The sequence below is a fragment of the Bradyrhizobium sp. 154 genome, assembly GCF_023073875.1.
GTDB lineage: Bacteria > Pseudomonadota > Alphaproteobacteria > Rhizobiales > Xanthobacteraceae > Bradyrhizobium.
The window spans coordinates 25,759-45,206 of record NZ_JADPKG010000020.1; the positions used below are offsets into that span (position 1 = coordinate 25,759).

At 63.7% G+C, this 19,448-nt stretch carries 14 protein-coding genes, 1 tRNA gene, 1 pseudogene and 1 riboswitch; of the genes and pseudogenes, 7 read left to right on the forward strand and 9 right to left on the reverse strand.

Translation table 11 applies throughout. The annotated features are described in order from the left end of the window. The first annotated feature begins 176 nt into the window (after window positions 1-176). The gene (locus tag IVA92_RS01680; RefSeq protein WP_247279978.1) at window positions 177-2,684 is read left to right on the forward strand and encodes an EAL domain-containing protein; all 2,508 of its coding nucleotides are present in this window, start codon (window positions 177-179) and stop codon (window positions 2,682-2,684) included. 6 nt (window positions 2,685-2,690) lie between these two features. Here the strand turns inward: IVA92_RS01680 and IVA92_RS01685 are convergent, their stop codons facing one another. Continuing rightward, window positions 2,691-3,368: an LON peptidase substrate-binding domain-containing protein gene (locus tag IVA92_RS01685; RefSeq protein WP_247279979.1), complete on the reverse strand. Its 678-nt coding sequence runs from the start codon at window positions 3,366-3,368 to the stop codon at window positions 2,691-2,693. Between the two features lie 32 nt (window positions 3,369-3,400). Continuing rightward, entirely contained in the window at window positions 3,401-4,324 is a 924-nt protein-coding gene (trxA, locus tag IVA92_RS01690) for a thioredoxin (protein WP_247279980.1), read from the reverse strand. A 272-nt stretch (window positions 4,325-4,596) separates the two neighbouring features. On the opposite strand from trxA, the gene IVA92_RS01695 reads away from it, so the two are divergent. From IVA92_RS01695 to IVA92_RS01710, 4 genes and pseudogenes are all read left to right on the forward strand, one after another. Further along, window positions 4,597-4,671 (forward strand) — tRNA-Gly (locus IVA92_RS01695). A 76-nt stretch (window positions 4,672-4,747) separates the two neighbouring features. Beyond that, window positions 4,748-5,268, forward strand: a pseudogene (locus tag IVA92_RS01700) (hypothetical protein). A 379-nt stretch (window positions 5,269-5,647) separates the two neighbouring features. Continuing rightward, window positions 5,648-6,922 carry a PQQ-dependent sugar dehydrogenase gene (locus IVA92_RS01705; protein ID WP_247279981.1) on the forward strand — a complete coding sequence of 425 codons (1,275 nt, stop codon included), beginning with the start codon at window positions 5,648-5,650 and terminating at the stop codon, window positions 6,920-6,922. A gap of 201 nt (window positions 6,923-7,123) precedes the next feature. Beyond that, window positions 7,124-7,717 (forward strand): c-type cytochrome, encoded by a 594-nt coding sequence (locus IVA92_RS01710; protein ID WP_247279982.1) that lies wholly within the window; start codon window positions 7,124-7,126, stop codon window positions 7,715-7,717. A gap of 165 nt (window positions 7,718-7,882) precedes the next feature. Here IVA92_RS01710 and panE read toward each other — a convergent pair whose 3' ends face one another. The 4 genes from panE to IVA92_RS01730 form a co-directional block, all read right to left on the reverse strand. Next, window positions 7,883-8,806: a 2-dehydropantoate 2-reductase gene (gene panE / locus IVA92_RS01715; RefSeq protein ID WP_247279983.1), complete on the reverse strand. Its 924-nt coding sequence runs from the start codon at window positions 8,804-8,806 to the stop codon at window positions 7,883-7,885. 110 nt (window positions 8,807-8,916) lie between these two features. After that, entirely contained in the window at window positions 8,917-9,525 is a 609-nt protein-coding gene (locus IVA92_RS01720) for a 2-hydroxychromene-2-carboxylate isomerase (protein WP_247279984.1), read from the reverse strand. 93 nt (window positions 9,526-9,618) lie between these two features. Beyond that, complete coding sequence (locus IVA92_RS01725; RefSeq protein ID WP_247279985.1) at window positions 9,619-10,968, reverse strand: MATE family efflux transporter; 1,350 nt, start codon at window positions 10,966-10,968, stop codon at window positions 9,619-9,621. An 82-nt stretch (window positions 10,969-11,050) separates the two neighbouring features. Continuing rightward, window positions 11,051-11,632, reverse strand: coding sequence for a DUF2239 family protein (locus tag IVA92_RS01730; RefSeq protein ID WP_247279986.1), 582 nt, complete (start codon window positions 11,630-11,632; stop codon window positions 11,051-11,053). A 158-nt stretch (window positions 11,633-11,790) separates the two neighbouring features. On the opposite strand from IVA92_RS01730, the gene IVA92_RS01735 reads away from it, so the two are divergent. Then, the gene (locus IVA92_RS01735) at window positions 11,791-12,456 is read left to right on the forward strand and encodes a glutathione S-transferase (RefSeq protein ID WP_247279987.1); all 666 of its coding nucleotides are present in this window, start codon (window positions 11,791-11,793) and stop codon (window positions 12,454-12,456) included. 23 nt (window positions 12,457-12,479) lie between these two features. Here the strand turns inward: IVA92_RS01735 and ggt are convergent, their stop codons facing one another. Continuing rightward, window positions 12,480-14,231, reverse strand: coding sequence for a gamma-glutamyltransferase (ggt, locus tag IVA92_RS01740; RefSeq protein WP_247279988.1), 1,752 nt, complete (start codon window positions 14,229-14,231; stop codon window positions 12,480-12,482). A 101-nt stretch (window positions 14,232-14,332) separates the two neighbouring features. On the opposite strand from ggt, the gene IVA92_RS01745 reads away from it, so the two are divergent. After that, window positions 14,333-15,718: an MFS transporter gene (locus tag IVA92_RS01745; protein WP_247279989.1), complete on the forward strand. Its 1,386-nt coding sequence runs from the start codon at window positions 14,333-14,335 to the stop codon at window positions 15,716-15,718. Window positions 15,719-15,845: 127 nt separating this feature from the next. Here IVA92_RS01745 and purH read toward each other — a convergent pair whose 3' ends face one another. Beyond that, window positions 15,846-17,438, reverse strand: a complete 1,593-nt coding sequence (gene purH, locus IVA92_RS01750) for a bifunctional phosphoribosylaminoimidazolecarboxamide formyltransferase/IMP cyclohydrolase (protein ID WP_247279990.1) — start codon at window positions 17,436-17,438, stop codon at window positions 15,846-15,848. A gap of 24 nt (window positions 17,439-17,462) precedes the next feature. Continuing rightward, window positions 17,463-17,544: riboswitch (ZMP/ZTP riboswitch) on the reverse strand. A gap of 59 nt (window positions 17,545-17,603) precedes the next feature. Continuing rightward, window positions 17,604-19,322: a heparinase II/III family protein gene (locus tag IVA92_RS01755; protein WP_247280039.1), complete on the reverse strand. Its 1,719-nt coding sequence runs from the start codon at window positions 19,320-19,322 to the stop codon at window positions 17,604-17,606. Window positions 19,323-19,448 lie beyond the last annotated feature (126 nt).

The window sequence follows — 19,448 nt, forward strand, 5'->3', positions numbered from 1 at the left end:
CCTTCGCTCTCCTTGGGCGCGATGGCGGTGTGACGCATGCGCAATGCTCGGCAAAATCGAATTGCGCAGGAAGCATTAACGTCACGGTAAGCATGCAATCAGGCGTTGCACAAAATTAACGCGAACGACGTTTAGCCCGTTCACCATCGACACTATTGACGATGGAGCGATATTGGATGTTCCGCGTTTTTTCCTGCCTTACCGTCGAGCATGATTGGCGGTTGGTCCTGCTGGCTGGCCTGGTCTGTTTCGTCGCGAGTATCGTTGCGATCAGTATCTTCCATCGCGCGATCGCTGCGCGCGCGAGATCACGGTTGATCTGGATCGCCATTGCTGGCGCTGCGATCGGATACGGAATCTGGGCAACCCATTTCGTTGCGATGCTCGCCTATGAGCCTGGCGTCCCGACCGGTTATGGAATCGTGCTGACGACGCTCTCACTGGCTACGGCAATGCTGCTGACGTCGGGGGGCTTCAGTGTTGCGCTCGGCGATTCCGGCCGGTGGCGCGCAGCGGCCGGCGGCGTCATCATCGGCGGCGGCATTGCCAGCATGCACTATCTCGGCATGTGGGCCCTTGAAGTGCCGGGTCGCGTCGCCTGGTCGCCGGACCTCGTGCTCGTCTCGATCACTCTCGGCATGTGCCTCGGCTATGCGGCCTTGGCTGTGGCGATCAGGTACCAGAACTACCGCGGCACGCTCGCGGCGGCGGTCCTGCTGACCCTTGCCATCGTATCGCATCACTTCACGGCCATGGGTGCCGTGCAAATCACGCCGGACCCAATGCGTGCGACAGGTGTCCTATCGCTTTCTCCGGCCGTGCTCGCGCTGGCTATCGCCGGTGTAGCACTCTCCGTGCTGGGCATGAGCCTGATCGGCGTGGTGGCCGATCGTCGCCTGGCAAGCAGAACCGTGAAGTTCGAAGGGATCATCAGCCAGCTTTCGGACGCACGGCAGCAGCTCGAAGACTCGCAGCAGGAGCTACAGGAACAGAAGCTGAGGCTGGACACGGCCATCAACCACATGGTCGAAGGCCTTTGCATGTTCGATGCCGAGAAGAGGCTGGTCATCTGCAACGAGCGTTACGCCAATCTGTATCGGCTGCCGCCGGAATTGCTGCGCGCGGGAACCTCGCACCGCGACATCATCAGGCATCGCATCATCAGCGGTACACTCAAAAGCGACGCAAGCGACATTGCCGCCGAGCAACTGATCTCGAAGCTCGATGCTTTGCCAGTCAATGCGGTCTCGAGCCGAATCGACGAATTCGCTGATGGCCGGTTGATTTGCGTGACGAGACAGCCGATGGCTGGTGGCGGATGGGTGGCAACGCATCTCGATGTCACGGAGCAACGCCGGTCCGAAGCCAAGATTACCTATATGGCGCAGCACGACGCGCTGACGGAGTTGCCAAATCGCGTGCTGCTGAGAGCGCGTTTGGAGCAGGCCTTCGCCGAGACGCGCAATGGAGCTCGCCATCTGGCGGTCCTCATGATCGATCTCGACCGCTTCAAGGAGGTCAATGACACGCTCGGACATCCGGCGGGCGACTCGCTGCTGCGTGCGGCCGCGACGCGTTTGCGGGAGTGCAGCCGGGAAACCACCTTGATTGCCCGACTGGGTGGCGATGAGTTCGCCGTCGTGGACTATGTTACAAATCCCGTCGTGGATGCGGCCTCGTTCGCCGAGACGATCAAGGCTGCGCTCTGCGAACCCTTTGACCTTGGCGATCATCAAGTCACCGTGGGCGCCAGCATTGGGATCGCCATCGGGCCCCGCGACGGGGCTGATTCCGACGTCATCCTCAAGAGCGCAGACCTTGCTCTGTACGCGGCAAAGAGTGGCGGACGCGGCGCATTCCGCTTCTTCGAACCGGAGCTGGACCAGCTCATGCATGTCCGCCGCAACCTGGAAAAGGACATGCGCAGAGCGCTTGCGCGGGGCGAATTCGAGCTCCACTACCAGCCATTTGTGAGTGTGGAGACCGGCCAAACCTGCGGCTATGAGGCGTTATTGCGGTGGCACCATCCGGAGCGCGGTCTGGTCTCGCCTGCCGAATTCATTCCGCTTGCGGAGGAAACCGGCTTGATCCTGCCCCTGGGCGAATGGGTCTTGAGAGCTGCCTGCACTGAGGCAGCCAAGTGGCCTTCCGATCTGATGATCGCAATCAATCTCTCTCCCGCTCAGTTCAGGAGCAAGGAGCTCGTCTCCATCATTGTCGGCGCCCTGGCGACCTCGGAGATTGCGCCGCACCGGCTCGAGCTCGAGGTCACCGAAACCGTCATCATGCACGACAGCGACGCGGTGTTCGCAGCGCTTGGGCAGCTGCGCGAGCTCGGCGTGCGAATTGCCCTCGACGATTTCGGCACGGGCTATTCATCGCTGAGCTTTCTGCAGAAATTTCCATTCGACAAGATCAAGATCGACCGCAGCTTCGTCAGCGAGCTGTCCAGCAAAAGCGAAGAGGCGCATCGGATCGCCCGTGCCGTCGTGGCGTTCGCGGTCAGCCTCGGCAAGACGACGACCGCTGAAGGCGTCGAAGCCGCCGAGCAACTGGACATCCTGCGCGAACAAGGCTGTGTCGAGGCGCAGGGCTACTATTTCAGCCCGCCAATGCAGGCCTCGAGGATCCCGGAGGTGGCCCAGCGGAAGGCCGAAGCCGAAGCGGCTGTCCGTGCCGCGTAGGTGTTCTCACTGCAGCGGCGGATCGCCGCTGGTGCGCTTCTTGGCGAGATCCATTTCGGTGACCGCGATCAGGATCTCGGCGCGGGTCTTTAAGTCAGGCGCCTCCAGCATGGCCTGCTTTTCCGCGGGTCCGTAGGGCGACATCATCGCCAGCGCGTTGACCAGCGCCTCGTTGGGCGCGCTCTCGACGCCCTCCCAGTCGACCTTGAGGTTGTTAGCCTTCAGGAAGTCCGCCAGCACCGCCAGCAGGGCTTCGCGATCGACCTGGTCCTCGCCCATACGCGCGGTGAAATCGTCGACGAAGGCGAAGAAATCCACCTTGCATTGCCGGTAGGCGGTCAGCACGTCGAGCTCCTCGACCACCTTGAAGCGCGAGACGCCGGTGAGCTCGAGGATGTAGCGGCCATCACCGGATTCAGCGAGCTGGGTGATGCGGCCGACGCAGCCGACGCGGAACAGCGCCGGCTTGTCGGAATTCTTCGGCGAGTGCGCCACATCAGGCTGGATCATGCCGATCAGGCGATGGCCGTCGCGGAAGGAATCGTCGACCATCGCGAGATAGCGCGGCTCGAAGATGTTGAGCGGCATCTGGCCCCGCGGCAGCAGCAGCGCACCCGGCAGCGGAAATACCGGAATGACCTCCGGAAGGTCGGCGGGCCCGCGATATTCGATGTTGATCGGCATCTGCCCGGTCCCCCTGGCGTTGCCAGCACGCCCTACGAAAACAGGATCGTCGACAAACGCTTGCGTCCCTCGACGGTTGCATCATCCGTGCCGCCCCAGGCCTCGAAGAACTGCACCAGCTGCTTGCGGGCGCCGTCGTCGTTCCATTTGCGGTCGCGCTTGATGATCTCGAGCAACTGCTCGGTGGCGGCCGGGCGATTGCCTTGCGCGTTGAGCGCGGTGGCGAGATCGAATCGGGCCTGATGATCGAGCGGGTTTGCGGCGACTTTCTGTTCCAACTCGGCCACCGGTCCCAGCGCTTCCGCCTGCTCGGCGAGGTCGATCGTGGTCTGCACGGCTTTCACGGCGGGATCGTTGCGCTTGGATTCCGGCACCATGGCCAGCGTCTGCTTGGCCTGTTCCATCGCGCCGGAGACGGCGTAGCACTTTGCAAGGCCCGCAAGCGCCGCGATGTTGGTCGAATCATGCTGGAGCGCCTCGGCATAGATCTGCGCGGCCGCAGCCGTGTCGCCCTCGGCGAGCACGGCCTCGGCCTCCTGCACGATCTCGGCGACGTTGACCTCGCCCGGCGCGGTGACGCCCTTGGTCAGCCGCTCGATGAAGGCATTGAGCTGGCTCTCGGGCACCGCACCCATGAAGCCGTCGGCTGGCTGGCCGTTGACAAAGGCGATCACCGCCGGAATCGACTGGATGCCCATCTGCCCCGGAATCGCCGGGTGCTGGTCGATGTTCATCTTGACCAGCTTGACCTTGCCCTTGGCCGCCTTGACCGCCTTTTCCAGGATCGGGGTGAGCTGCTTGCAGGGGCCACACCACTCCGCCCAGAAATCGATCAGCACCGGCTGGCGCTTCGATTCCTCGATGACGTCCTTCACGAAAGTCTGGGTGGTGGTGTCCTTGATCAGATCGGCGGCAGCCGGGCCCGCCGCTCCGTTACCCTGGTCGATGATCGTCACGGGATCCCCTCGTCATGTCTGGAATGGCGGCTCTTTAACACGCCGCCGATGCATATGCTTGGTGTCGGCTCCTAAATTGGGCCGAATGGGCCGAATTTCAATCCAGGTGCCTTGATTCGCCGGTTCCGGGGCGCTTTCGGGCGATTTGGTCGCATTCAGCGTCCATATGGGGCCTCCGACTGCGAATCTATGCCGCCTGTAGCTGTTGCATTCCCCTTCCGCTTTTGGCATACGACAGCCGTTGCCGGCGCGTCACGCGACCGACACAGGATGCGGGTGTAGCTCAGTGGTAGAGCACGACCTTGCCAAGGTCGGGGTCGAGGGTTCGAGCCCCTTCGCCCGCTCCAATTTTTCCCAGAGCATCCAGCCGAACCGGGCCGGGCCGTGGTTTTCCACGCCGCCGGCGACTGCATTGGGTCTCACATGACGATTCTGGTCACCGGCAGCGCGGGCCACCTTGGGGAGGCCATTCTCCGGACGCTGCGGGGGCGCGGATTGCCTGCGCGCGGGGTCGATCTGAAGCCATCTTCCTTCACCGACGCGGTCGGATCGATCGCCGACCCAGGCTTCGTGCGGCGCCAGATGGCGGGCGTCACCGCGGTGATTCACACTGCGACGCTGCACAAGCGGCCACGAGCCCGTTCGAGCAACGCCATCTCGCGGCGCTCGCGCGCGATGCTGCCGGTGTCGTGCGCGAGCTCTATCCGGATTGCGTGCAGCTCTATGCGGCGCGCGGCTGGCGCCTCTTCCCCGCGATCGATCGCGTTTATGTCAACGAACGCGCGCGGCGCGAGCTGGGCTGGCGGCCTGAATTCGACTTCGCGCATGTGCTGCGCAGCCTGCATGATGGCCGCGATTTCCGCAGCGCGCTGGCACGCGAGATCGGGTCGAAAGGCTATCATGAGGCGGAGTTCGACGATGGGCTCTACCCCGTCGACCCGTAAGCGCGCTTACCGCAATTTTGCTCGATGCTTCAACTGTCTGTCCGGTGTCGCCGAGCGCAGGCTGGCCTGAGCCGATCTACTGTGCATGGGGTTGTTTTCGCATTTTTTGGATGTCCGCCCCTCGCGCCGCCTGAAAATGGTCACGCGCGATATCGATTCCGCGTTGCAGCGAGAGCGTTGGCATCGCGCCGTTCGCCCCTCATTGACATTCCGTCTCAATTTTTCCGGAGTGCAACCGCAGTGCATGCGATGCCCTTCTCAGCGCTCGCAGATGTGCTAGCTTTTTGCGTCTGCCTCCCGGCAGACTCCAAACTTCGCCTCTCGACTAGCAAAATAAAATAAATTGCAGCCCTGACGGCTGCCTTTGGGGAGTGACGCGATGACATCGATGTTCCATCGATCCGTGTTGGCGCTTGCAGCCGTTGCCCTTCTCGCAGGGTCTAGCGCTGGCAATGCGCAACAGCAGGACAAGAACCGGGCGCTGAAGAAATACGAATCCGGTACCAAGGAGTTCTGGACCCATCCGCCGGATGACTGGTTCCTCGGCGACGAGACCGAGGCGCAGAAGGGCCTTGCGCCGCCATCGGGTCCGCCGACCGGCGCTTCCGACACCGAGCTCGCTAACATCGTCAAGAAGATCAAGCTGCCGCCGGGCTTCAAGATCGAGGTCTATGCTTCCGGCGTGCTGGCCGCGCGGCAGATGGCCTGGGGCGACAAGGGCACGCTGTTCGTCGGCTCGTTCGGCCTCGGCAACGTCTATGCCATCAAGGACAACAACGGAAAGAAGGAGGTCAAGACCGTCCTCAAGGGCCTGAACATGCCCACCGGTCTTGCCTTCAAGGACGGCGCGCTCTACGTCATCGCCGTCGACAAGCTGATCCGCTATGACGACGCCGAAGCCAAGCTCGACAATCTCGGCGAGGGCAAGGTCGTCTATGACGACATGCCGTCCTATGCCGCGCATGGCTGGAAATATATCGCGGTCGACAAGGATGGCTGGTTCTTCCTGCCGTTCGGGCCGCCCTTCAATGTCGGCATCCCGCCGACCAGCGTCTCGCAGATCCGGCGCGTCGATCCCAAGACCGGCAATGCCGAGATCTGGGCGCTCGGCGTCCGCAACTCGGTCGGCGGGGACGTCGATCCGCGAACCGGCAAATACTGGTTCACCGAGAACGCGCGCGACTGGATCAGCGATGATCTGCCCTCAGACAAGCTGAACATGATCAACAGGATCGGTGAGCATTTCGGTTATCCCTATTGCCACCAGGGTAATTTGCCTGATGACAAGTTCGCGATGGGTCATAAATGCTCCGAGTTCACGCCGCCGGTGCTGAATCTCGGCGCGCATGTCGCTCCGCTCGGCATGAAATTCTATACCGGCGACCAATTCCCCGCCGAGTACAAGAACAATATCCTGATCGCCGAGCACGGCTCCTGGAATAGGCACAAGTACCAGGGCGCACGCATCGTGCGCGTGATCGTCGGGCCTGACGGCAAGAATCCCAAGCAGGAAATCTTCGCCTCCGGCTGGCTCGAGGGCGATCAGGGCTATCTCGGCCGTCCCAACGACATCCTTCTTGCCAAGGACGGCTCGATCCTTGTGGCCGACGACTGGGCCGGCGCGATCTATCGCATCAGCTACAGCAAGAAATAGCGCGCGGACGATAAGAGGCTGCGGTGGTCGCGAGGTGCCGCAGCCTCGTTTGCTTTCAACTTCGATGCCGTTCCCGATTGCGCGCCACTTGCGCGCAAGTCCGGAAACCATATCCACGAACGGGGGCTATGGATTCCGGCTCCCGCCAAGCGGCGCGCCCCGCCCCCCAATGACGAACTCGACAGATCGGAAGTGCTAATCATGCGCCGCCAGTTTTTTCCGTATGTCATCGGCGCGCTTTCGCTCGCAGTGCTTGCATTCGTCTCGGCCCAGGCCGCCGATAATGCCGCGATCAAGGAGAAGACGGCTGCCTGCGCCGGCTGCCACGGCGAGAACGGCATTTCGCAGACCGAGAACGTCCCCTCGCTCGCCGGCCAACCCGATCAATTCCTGCAATGGCAGCTGGTGTTCTTCCGCGCCGGCTCGCGCAAGAACGATCAGATGCAGCCGATCGTCGAAGAGATCACCAACGAAGACATTCGCAATTTCGGCGCCTATTTTTCGCAGCTGGCGCCGCCGAAGGCACCGGAAGACGAGGACCCGGACTTGTCGAAGAAAGGCGCCCAGGTCGCAGCCGGCCGCCGCTGCGCCTCATGCCATACGGACACCTATGCCGGCACCAAGGCCGTGGCGCGGCTCGCGGGCCAACGCGAGGAATATCTCGTGAAGGCGCTGCACGACTACAAGTCCGGGCAGCGCGTCGGCGGCGGCGTCGCCGCGATGGCCGATGTCGCCTATCACATGAGCGAGGAAGAGATTACAGCAGTCGCGCACTACCTGGCGCATTTGCAGTAGCGCAAGGCTGTTGCCCCAAACTCCACCGTCGTCCCGACGACGGGACCGATAACCACAGGATGTGGTTTGGCGAAGACAGGTCGTTTTTCGAGCATCGCGCGGTACTGATAGCGTCGCTTCCGATAGGTCACGCAGTATGGGTCTCGGCCTTCGCCGGGGCGGCCGCTACCTCGCCCTCTGCTTCTCATACGCCTTCAGATGCGTATATGCGATGCGCAGCTTCGGCACGGGAACCTTCGCCGCATCTCCGCGTGCGATGAGATCGCCGATAACGTGATCGGCTTCGACCGGCAGGCCGGCCTTGATGTCGCGGAACATGGATGCCGTCATCGGCGAGTCCTCGGTGGTCAGATTGCCCTTCACGCGCTCGAAGAACGGTCCGGCCGGCGGATAGCCCGACGCAGCGGCAATCGCGCTGGTCTCGTCCAGCATGCCAAGCAGAAAATCCCTGCCGCCGGGGGCAGCGAGAATATTGCCGACGGAGCTGCGCATCAGGCTGGTGGACGCTGCGAGCGTGGAGAGGAACACCCACTTCTCCCACATGTCCTGCAGGATGTTCTGGCTGGCGGTGGCGCCATTGATACCGCTCCTGAAGGCCTCGTCGATCGCCTTGACGCGGTCCGACAGCTTGCCGTCGCGCTCGCCGTAATTGATCGATTGCATCGGCTGGAGCTGCACCACCTCCCGCTGCTCGTTGAGGGTCGCGGCGATGGCGCAGAGGCCGCCGAGCACGCGCTCCTTACCGAACTTGTCGTCGAGGACGTCGAGATGCTTCATGCCGTTGAGCATGGGGATGATCGCGGTGTTCGACCCGACGGCGGCCGCGAACGACTTGATGGCGTCGTCGAGGTCGAACGCCTTGCAGCTCAGCAGCACGACGTCGAATTTTTCCGCGAGCTTGTCCGCTTGCACTGTCGGCGGGGCCTTCAGCGTCACATCGCCATTCGGACTCTTGATGACGAGGCCGGCGCTCGCGAGCTCGCCGGCGCGGCGCGGCCGCACCAGGAAGGTGACGTCGCGGCCGGCCTGCAACAGCCTGCCACCAAAATAGCCGCCGATGGCGCCGGCGCCGACCACGAGGATACGCATGGGATACTCCATTGTTGCTCTTGGTGGCTACTTATAATCGTCATTGCGAGCGAAGCGAAGCAATCCAGAATGTTGCCGCGATCACATTCTGTCGCTGGAGAATGAAGGTACTACGTCCCCAGCACCATCTCCTCGACCTCACGCAGCTGCTCCTTACCGAAGAACATCTCATTGCCGACGAAGAAGGTCGGCGAGCCGAACGCGCCGCGCGCCACCGCTTCCTCGGTATTCTTGATCAGTCTGCCTTTCACCTCGGGTTCCTGCGCGCGGGCGAATAACTTTTGCGCATCGAGGCCGGATGACGCCAGCGCCTTCGTCGCGACCTCAGGGTCGTCCATCTTCTTCGGCTCGCGCCACATGTGGTGGAAGGCGGCTTCGACATAGGTCTCGAACACGCCCTCGAGCTGCGCTGCGATCGCCGCGCGCATCAAATTCAACGTGTTGACGGGGAAGAACGGATTCATGATGTAGGGCTGGACTTTGAAGCGCTTGATGAAGCGCTCGGTCTCGACCGCCTGAAACTCGCGCTTGTTCTTGATGCCGGCGAGCGTCTCGGCCGGCGACTTGTTGTTGGTCGCCTTGAAGATGCCGCCGAGCAGGATCGGCACATATTCGAACTTGACGCCGATGCGTTGCTCGATTGCCGGGATCGCCAGATGGCTGAGATAGGCGTTCGGGCTGCCGAAATCGAACAGGAATTGCGGGGCTGTGCGGGTCAATTCGATCTCCCTGGCGGCGCTTTTCATCCATTGTGGCGCAGGCCGCGCGACAGGTCCATCGTTTAATGACGGTCATAATGCCTTGATGTCCCGTCAGAGCAGACGCCGGATCGTCTGCTTGCGCCACACCAGGAGGTAACAGCCCATCTGCAAAACGAACATGGCGCAGAACACGATCGGATAGGCGGCCCATACGCCCTCGAGGCCGATCGTGCGGCTTAGGATCATTGCAGCCGGCAGCTCGATCGCGACGATCGCGAAGATCGAGAGCAGCATCGGCGTCAAGGCGATGCCGGCGGCGCGCAGGGCGCCCGAAAACACCGTGGCGAGGCCAAACGGAACCGAGCTCCACAGGGCGATGTAGAGGAGAGTCTTCGCCAGATCGAGCACGGCGCCGTCGGTGATGAAGATGCCGAGCACGGCGCGCGGTACCAGATAGATCAGCGCCACCAGCCCGCCGGTCAGAACGACATTGAACGCGAGGCCGGTGCGCACGATGCCCTCGAGCCGCACCCTGTCGCCGCCGCCGATCGCTTGCGCACCGAGGATCGAGACCGCGATCGAAATCGACATTGCCGTGAACTGCGTGTAACCCATCACCTGATTGACGGCGCCGTACGCGGCCGTGGCGTTTGAGCCGAAGCCGTTGACGAGCCCAAGCAGCACCAGCTCGGCAATCGCCATCACCACCATGCCAATTGCGCTCGGCAGTCCGATGCCGAGGATTTTTCCGAGCACGGCGCCGTTGAGCCGCAGATGACGCAGCAGTGCAGCGTCCGGTGCCAGTGCATGCTTTCTCCGGAGCAGATGGACGGCGAGCACGATCAGCGTCAGCGCGTTGGCAATTGCGGCTGCCCATGCCGGACTGGTGATGCCCGCTGCCGGCAAGCCGAACGCGCCGCGGATCAGCAGCGGCGTCAGGGCGAGGCCGATCGCGGTCGATAGCGCCAGCGCGAGGAGCGGCGTCAACGTATCACCGACGCCGCGGATCATCGCTGTCATCAGTAGGAAGATGAAGCCGAGCGGCATCGTCAGCAGCATGATGCGGGCATAGGCGCTGGCCTGGTCGAGGATGTCAGCGGGCGTTGCGAGCATGACCATCAGTGGCCGGCTGAAGATCCCGCCAGCGAGTGCAACCGTTGCCGAGAGCGAGAGGCCGATCGCGAGCGTCGTGCCGACGACGAGCTTGATCCTGCCGTGCTCCCCCGCGCCAAAGGCTTGGCCGATCAAGACGGTGGCGCCGGTGCTCAGGCCGATGACGAAGGCGAACAGGAAGAACATCACCGGGAAGAATGCCGAGACTGCGGCGAGCGCGTCGATGCCGATCATCTGGCCGAGATAGACGTTGCTGACGGTGCCAAACAGCGATTGCAGCGCGTTGCTTGCCATCAGAGGTGCGAGGAAGCGAAGAAACGTCGTCCAGAGAGGCGCGGATGCGGACATGAATTTGCCTTTCATCGAGGCGTGCGAAGCCGTTGCCGCGCGATGCGCGGCTCGGCCGTTGATAGGGTGAATGCTGCGCGGTTTAAGCCCGGTCGCTGTAGGCGAGCTTGACGATGTGGTCGCGGATGTCAGTCGGCCAGTCGGCGATCAGCCCGGTGAAGCGCCGTCGTTCATCCGCGAACAGCGCGCGCGAGGCTTCCTCGAACTGCGGCAGATTGCCCGCCATGGTCGACATGAAGTGATAGGCCGCATCGCGCGCCTGCCGCTCGCGGTCCTTGTCGCCGCTGGCGCGTCTGGCCTCGTCGACGAGCTTGCGCAGCGCGACCGAGGCGCCGCCGGGTTGCGCGTTGAGCCACTCCCAGTGGCGCGGCAGTAACGTCACCTCGCGCGCGACCACACCAAGCTTCGGCCGGCCGCGGCCGCGCGGCTCGCTCAGTGGTTCGGTGATTTCGGTCGGCGGCGGCATGATCTCGGCCAGCCGCGCCAGCACCTCGTGATCCTCGCCGCGCAGGTCGAAATCGATCGACCGGCCAGTCCCATCGTCGAAAATGATGATCGGCTGGTCCGGATTCGATCCGGCCCGCTTGACTGCGAGGGCGACATCGCCGGCCGCTCCCGAGGCCAGCCGGCGCTGGCCCATGAAGGCTGTGAAGGTGGCTTGCATTGGAATCATTGCCAGATTGACTGTGTTGGCGATTTAATACCCGGGTAAATTTAAGGCGTCAATATACCCGGGTGAAAATAGGCGCACCGATGGCTCGACATTGTGTTCCCGGGCTGGCACCAACGGCGCGACGACCAAGCCAAGCTGGGGACCACGCGATGCTGACCGTTCACCACCTCAACAATTCCCGCTCGCAGCGCGTGCTGTGGCTGCTCGAGGAATTGGGCGTGCCCTACGAGATCGTGCGCTATCAGCGCCAGCCGGACATGCGCGCGCCGAAGGAGCTGCGCGCCATCCATCCGCTTGGCAAATCGCCGGTCATTACAGACAACGGCAACACCATCGCCGAGTCGGGCGCGATCATCGAGTATCTCATCGCTACCTATGGCAACGGCCAACTGATCCCGCCGCCGAACACGCCGGAACGGCTGCGCTTCACCTATTGGCTGCATTATGCGGAAGGGTCGGCGATGCAGCCGCTGCTGCTCAAGCTGCTGTTCACGCTGATGCCGAAGCGCGCGCCGGCGTTGCTGCGCCCCTTGGTGCGCAAGGTTTCGAATCAGGCGCTCACCGCGCTGGTCAATCCGCAGCTCAAGCAGCACATGGACTTTTGGGAAAGCGAGCTCGGCAAGAGCGAGTGGTTCGCCGGCAACGAGTTCACCGCAGCCGACATCCAGATGAGCTTTCCGCTGGAAGCAGCGCAAGCGCGCGGCGGGCTGGAGCAGGGCCATCCCAAGGCGATGGCGTTCCTGGAGCGCATCCACGCGCGGCCGGCGTATAACCGCGCGCTCGAAAAGGGCGGGCCTTATCAGGTCGGGCGCTAAATCATCTCGGCGCAGTGACAGGGTTACTGTCCCGCAGCTTCCGCCCCACGCGTGCGCGGATCGGGCGCGCCGAGCGGCCCATTCGGCGTCACCAGAATCGAATTGGCCGATGTCTGTCCCATCGGCTCCACGACGAAGTGGCCTATCGCCTTCAGCTCCAGCAGAACATCGGCAGGAAAGCCGCTCTCGACGCGCACCTCGTCCGGCAGCCATTGGTGATGCAGCCGCGGTACGGAGACGGCGGCAGCCACATCCATCTTGTAGTCGAGGACGTTCACGATCACCTGGAGCACGGTCGAGATGATGCGGCTGCCACCAGGCGAGCCCGTCACCAGCACCGGCTTGCCGTCTTTGAGCACGATGGTCGGTGACATCGACGACAGCGGGCGTTTTCCAGGCCCTGGCAGATTGGCCTCGAAGCCGACGAGGCCGTAGGCATTCGAGGCGCCGACCGCCGCGGTGAAGTCGTCGAGCTCGTTATTGAGCAGCACGCCGCTGCCGTCGGCAACGAGGCCGACGCCATAGCTGAAGTTCAATGTGTAGGTGTTGCTGACGGCATTGCCGCGGCCGTCGACGACGGAGAAATGCGTGGTGTTGCTGCCCTCGCGCGGCGAGATAGCAGCAGAAACGAGCTCTTTCGAAGGCGTGGCGCGCTCGGCGGAGATGCCCGCGCGCAGCTTGGCAGCGTAGTCCTTCGCGGTCAGCGTCTCGATCGGTGCGTTGACGAAGGCGGGATCGCCGAGATAGCGCGCGCGGTCCGCATAGGCGCGCTTCATAGCTTCGATCAGGAGATGCAGCGATGCCGGCGATCCCTGCTTCAGATCGGCGAGCTGGAAGCCTTCGAGAATGTTGAGCGTTTCCACCAGCACCACGCCGCCGGACGAGGGCAGCGGCATCGATACGATGTCGTAGCCGCGATAGGTGCCGCGCACCGGCGCGCGGATCACCGCCTGATAGGACTTCAGATCGGCAGGCGTCATGATGCCGCCGGCGTCAGCCACGGCCTTGGCGAGTTTCTCGGCAACTGGCCCCTCATAGAAGCCGCGTGGCCCCTGTGCGGCCACGGCCGATAGCGTTTCGGCGAGATCGCCCTGCGCCAGCCTGTCGCCTTCGCCAAGTGGCGTGCCGTCGGGGCGCGAGAAGATCTTGGCCGAGGAAGGCCAGCGCGCCAGCCGCCGGTGCCAGGCCGGCAGCGTATCGGCCATGTCGTCGCTGACGGCAAAGCCATCGCGAGCGAGCGCGATCGCCGGCTCGAGCAATTGCGCCAGCGTGAACTGACCGGAGCCATATTTCTCCAATGCGAGCGCGAGACCTGCAACGGTGCCGGGCACGCCGACGCCAAGCGCGGAATCCCGTGACCTCGTCGGGTCAGGCTTGCCATCGGGCCCCAGGAAAACTTGCGGCGTGGTCGCAGCTGGCGCGGTCTCGCGATAGTCGATAGTGATGTCTTCGTTGCGATCGGCGGAATGGATCACCATGAAGCCGCCGCCGCCGATATTTCCTGCGCGCGGATAGGTCACGGCCATCGCAAAGCCGGTGGCGACCGCGGCATCGACGGCATTGCCGCCACGGCGCAGGATGTCGGCGCCGACCTGCGCAGATATCTTCTCCTGCGCCACCACCATGCCGTGTTCGGCAGCAACGGCGCGCACCATATCGCGCGCGGGCGGGACATAGCCCCGCCGCGCGTCCTGGGCCGTCACAGCGACAAGACCGAACGCCAGCGTGGCTATGACGGCGAAAAATGTCCGCCGTGTCGAATATGACAACATCATCAAAATTCCCGTCGCGCCTTCCGGCCAGTTCACACGCGTCACGGCAATGCTATACGGTTTGCCCCGAGACAGGCAAAACTGTTCGTGATGGGGACTGCGTGATGACAACGATCGCCCAGGATGTGCGCATGGCCGGCGTGCCGCGGACCTATCCGCGGCGCGCCGCCGTCGTCAGCTGGATCTTCTTCGATTGGGCCGCGCAGCCTTATTTCACACTGATTACGACCTTCGTGTTCGCGCCCTATTTCGCGACCGGCATCGCGCCAAATCCCGCCATCGGTCAATCGCTGTGGGGCTTTGCGATGGCGGCCGCGGGCCTTGCGATCGCATTGCTGTCGCCGGTGCTCGGAGCCATCGCGGATGCTTCGGGCCGCAGGAAACCATGGATCGCAGGTTTCGGCGCGGTGCTGGTGTTGGCGTCCTGCACGCTGTGGATCGGCAAGCCCGGCGATGACGCCATCATTCCGCCGCTGCTCACCGCCGTCGCGCTCGCCAGCGTCGGCGCGGAATTCGCTACCCTCTTCAACAACGCGATGATGCCGACTCTGGTGCCGCCGGAGCGGATCGGGCGGCTGTCCGGCACCGGCTGGGCGACAGGATACATTGGCGGCATTGTCAGCCTGATCATCGTGCTCGGCCTGCTCGCCGCCAATCCCGAGACCGGCCGCACGCTGCTCGGCTTGATGCCGCTATTCGGGCTCGACCCCATCACGCATCAGGGCGACCGTGCTGCCGGGCCGTTGACCGGGCTGTGGTTCATCATCTTCGTGATGCCGATGTTCCTGTTCACGCCGGATTATCCGGCAAAGCGCCCGGTGCGCGAGGCACTGCGCGAAGGACTGTCTGAGCTGAAGCAATCGATCAAAGGTCTGCCGAAGCAGAAGTCGCTCGCGGCGTTCCTGCTCGCCAACATGATCTACACCGACGGTCTGGTGTCGCTGTTCGCCTTCGGCGGCATTTATGCCGCCGGCACCTTCGGCTGGCACACGATCCAGATCGGCACGTTCGGCATCATGCTCGCGATCGCGGGTGCCCTCGGTGCGTGGCTTGGCGGCAAGCTCGACGATCGTCTCGGGCCGAAGCGCGTGATCGCCGGCAGCCTGCTGATTCTCCTGCTGTCGGTGGCGGCGATCCTGCTGGTCGACAAGGACAGTGTGTTGTTCGTCAAGGTCGCGCCGCCGCAGCCGGGTGCGGCCCTGTTCTCGAGCGCGGCGGAGCGTGCCTATCTGGTGCTGGGGTGCCTGATCGGCGCCGCCGGCGGCCCGTTGCAAGCCGCTTCGCGCACGCTGCTGATCCGTCTGGCGCCGAAGGACCGCATCGCACAGTATTTCGGCCTGTTCGCATTGACCGGGAAGGTGACGTCTTTCATCGGTCCGCTGTTGATCGGCATGATCACCGCTGCGACGGCGAGCCAGAAAGCCGGCATGGCCGTGCTGGTGGTGTTCTTCGTCGCGGGATTGGGGCTGTTGATGCGGGTGCGGGATTAGCCGCACCACGCAATTCCATCTCCGCCGTCATTGCGAGGAGCGAAGCGACGAAGCAACCCAGACTCTCTCCGCGCAGACTGGATTGCTTCGCTTCGCTCGCAATGACGACGTGGTTACCGCCAATCAATCAATGCCTGAAGTGCCGCGTCCCCGTGAAGACCATCGCGATGCCGTGCTCGTCGGCGGCCTTGATCACCTCGTCGTCGCGCATCGAGCCGCCGGGTTGCACCACGGCGGTGGCGCCGGCTTCGATGCAGGCGAGCATGCCGTCAGCAAACGGGAAGAACGCATCCGACGCCACCACCGAGCCCTTGGTGAGCGGCTCGGCAAGCTTCAGCTCACTCGCCGCGTCCTGGGCCTTGCGCGCTGCGATCCGCGCTGAATCCACCCGGCTCATCTGGCCCGCGCCGATGCCGACGGTGGCGAGGTCCTTGGCATAGATGATGGTGTTGGATTTCACGTGTTTTGCCACACGGAATGCGAATTTCAGATCGCGCATCTCGGCATCATCAGGCGCACGCTTGGTCACGACGTTGAACGTCATGTCGTCGACCACGGCATTGTCTCGGCTCTGCACCAGCAGGCCGCCCGCCACCGTCTTGGCGGTCAGGCCCGGCGCGCGTGGATCGGGTAGGCTGCCGGCCAGCAGCAGGCGCAGATTCTTGCGTGCGCCGATGATGGAGATCGCCTCCTCGCTGGCATCGGGCGCGATGATCACCTCAGTGAAGATCTTCGTGATCTCGCGCGCGGTGTCGGCGTCGAGCGGACGGTTCATCGCGATGATGCCGCCGAAGGCGGAGGTGGAATCGCACGCGAGCGCCTTGCGATAGGCGTCGACGAGGTTCAAGCCCTCCGCGACGCCGCAGGGATTGGCGTGCTTGACGATGACGCAGGCCGCGGTACGTTTGGCATCGAACTCGCCGATGCATTCATAGGCCGCATCGGTGTCGTTGATATTATTGTAGGAGAGTTCCTTGCCCTGGAGCTGCCGCGCGGTCGAGACGCCCGGGCGCTTGTCGGGGGTTGCGTAGAACGCAGCGGTCTGGTGCGGGTTCTCACCATAGCGCAGCGACTGGATCAGCCTGCCGCCGAAGGCGCGGAAGTCCGGCGCGTCGATTTCGAGCTGCCGGTTGAACCAGTTCGAGATCGCGGCGTCATAGGCGGCGGTGCGGGCATAGGCCTTTGCCGCAAGACGCCGACGCAGCTTCAGCGTGGTTGCGCCGTTGTTGGCGGCGAGCTCGTCGAGCACGGCCTTGTAGTCCTCTGCCTCGACCAGGACGGCGACGTCGTCATGGTTCTTCGCGGCGGCGCGGATCATGGCGGGGCCGCCGATGTCGATGTTCTCGATGCAATCCTCGAAACCGGCGCCTTTGTCGACGGTCGCTTCAAACGGATAGAGGTTGACGACGAGGAGGTCGATCGGGGCGATGCCGTGGGTCTTCATCGCGTCGGCATGGTCCTTGTTGTCGCGGATCGCGAGCAGGCCGCCATGCACCTTCGGATGCAGCGTCTTGACGCGACCGTCCATCATCTCGGGGAAGCCGGTCAGCTCGGAGACGTCCTTCACCTTGAGGCCGGCTGCGGCGATCGCCTTGGCGGTGCCGCCGGTCGAGACCAGTTCGACATCGTGCGCGGCAAGCGCCTTTGCGAACTCGATCAGGCCTGTCTTGTCGGAAACGGAGAGCAGGGCGCGGGTGACGCGACGGAGATGGTCAGTCATGAGCAAGATCCTCTGTTCAGGGAGTGTCTATGCCCAGGCGCGCGGCGGATATGTATCGCGCTTCCCGATGGTGCTCCATCCAAGGTCGCCAGTCGCGCGAACGAGCGCTCGATAGCAGCTTTCGGCGTCGCTCTCAACGGCTAGATAGCGCCGGATCGCGCCTGTTTACAAGGGAAGTTCCGGCTCGCGACGGGCATTGCGGCGCGCATTGGTCACCGCTGGCGAGGCGGTGGAACGCACAAAACTCCAGCGGATCGAGGGAGCCTGCCGCGCATCCTGTCGGATCACGATCTGCGCGGTGCGGCGCGGCCCGTCATTGCCGGCCAGGAACACACTGTCTTCGAGATCGACCTTGTCGTCGAGCGCCTCAAACGTCCAGACGTCGCGGTTCGGCAACACCAGCATGACGCCGCGCGCATCCGACAACCGGCTCGCCTTCACTGCCGGATGCAGATGGAAGCGCAGCGCGAAATCGGCATCAGCGCCCTTGAAGCGTCCGCCTTGCGGCGGCGACAGCGTGTCCTCGCCGTCGATGCGCGCACCGTCATTGGCGATCATCAGCACGCGGCGATGAATCGCGCCGAATTTAGCGAGATAGCCGTCATGAGAAGTTGTAAGCAGCGTGCCGTTCTGGACTATTTCGCGATAGCTCTCGACCTCGACCGGGCCGCTGGTGACGGGCGCACCGTGCAGGAGGCGCTTCATCGCCGACATCTCGACGAACTGGCAGGATGAGGTGTCGTGATAGGCCAGCGTCGAATGCGCTGCGGTGCCCCGTGCGAACGGCCGCCAATTGTCGCGGCCCGTGGTCGGCATTCCGCAATTGGTGACGATGCGGCTGATGCCGGAGGACAGTTCGAACGACAGGCAGCCAGCATGGGCGTCGTGGCTGACGCCCGCCGGTGGCGGCGGTCCGGTATCGATGATCAGCGTGGTTTGGCCGGCGTCGAGCCGCTGGAACCCTGTATGCGGCATGTTCGCCATCGGTGCGCCGTGGGTATCGTCATAGGCGAGCAGCGTCGCGAGCAGGTCGGACGGGGTCGCACTCATGCCGTTGAACAGCGCGAAATTGCCGTCCCCATGGCGAAAGAAGCGCAGCATCGGCATCATGCGATCGATCGCGTTGAGCAGCGCCGGGGGCGGCGCGATGTTGCGGGCCGCGAAGGTCTGTCGAAGCGGCAACAGGTCGATCAGGAGATCGATCAGGGCGCCCGGGTTACGAGAGATGTGTCCGCCGTCGGGCAGGATCTGCCGCTGCAATTCGTCAGAGAGCTTTTTCGAGGCGCTGCGAATGTGGCGCGCCTGGTTGGCGAGGCATAGCGCCGCGTAGCACAGCGCGATCAGCACCTGGAGCTTCGGCACGCCGTCGGGAATGTCGAGCATGGCGTAGCGCAGCAGGCGGATCTCGCGCGCGAGGGCGCGCAAGTAACGGCGGTAAAACTTGTTGTCGGTGTCGTTGAGCACCAAGGGTGCCTGTGACAGCAGCGAGATCACGCGACGCGCCAGCACGTCGGGGCGCCGCGCGACCGGACGGCGCTTGTTGGCGGGGTTCGAGATCCAGTCCTCGACCAGTGCGCGCGCATTCGCTCGCGTCAGCGCGGTGTCGGCGGCGCGTAAGTGCCGCAGCCAACCGAAGCCGAGCAGCGCGACCTCCCAATCCTCCGAGGGCGGTTCGAGATCGAAGATCGAGCGGCCGTGGCAATTGACGATCTTGCCGGCGAAGACGAAGCGGCCGGCATAGATCTCGGCGGCGCGGGTCGCATCCGCGGTGCGGAGGTCATGCGGGGCAATGATCAGCCGGTCGGTGCGGCTGGGCCAGACCCGCGACACCGCCACAGGTCCGCCGCTCGCGCGCGCGAGCATGTTCCGCGCGAAGCGGTTCATCACCAGCGTCGAGATACGTCTGCGTTGAGCGACCGACACGCCTTGCCTTGAAGGGGAGAGAAGGATTCCGACGAATCCTTATTAATCCCAAAATCGCACGGCTGACACCACCTTGAAAGGGTACGA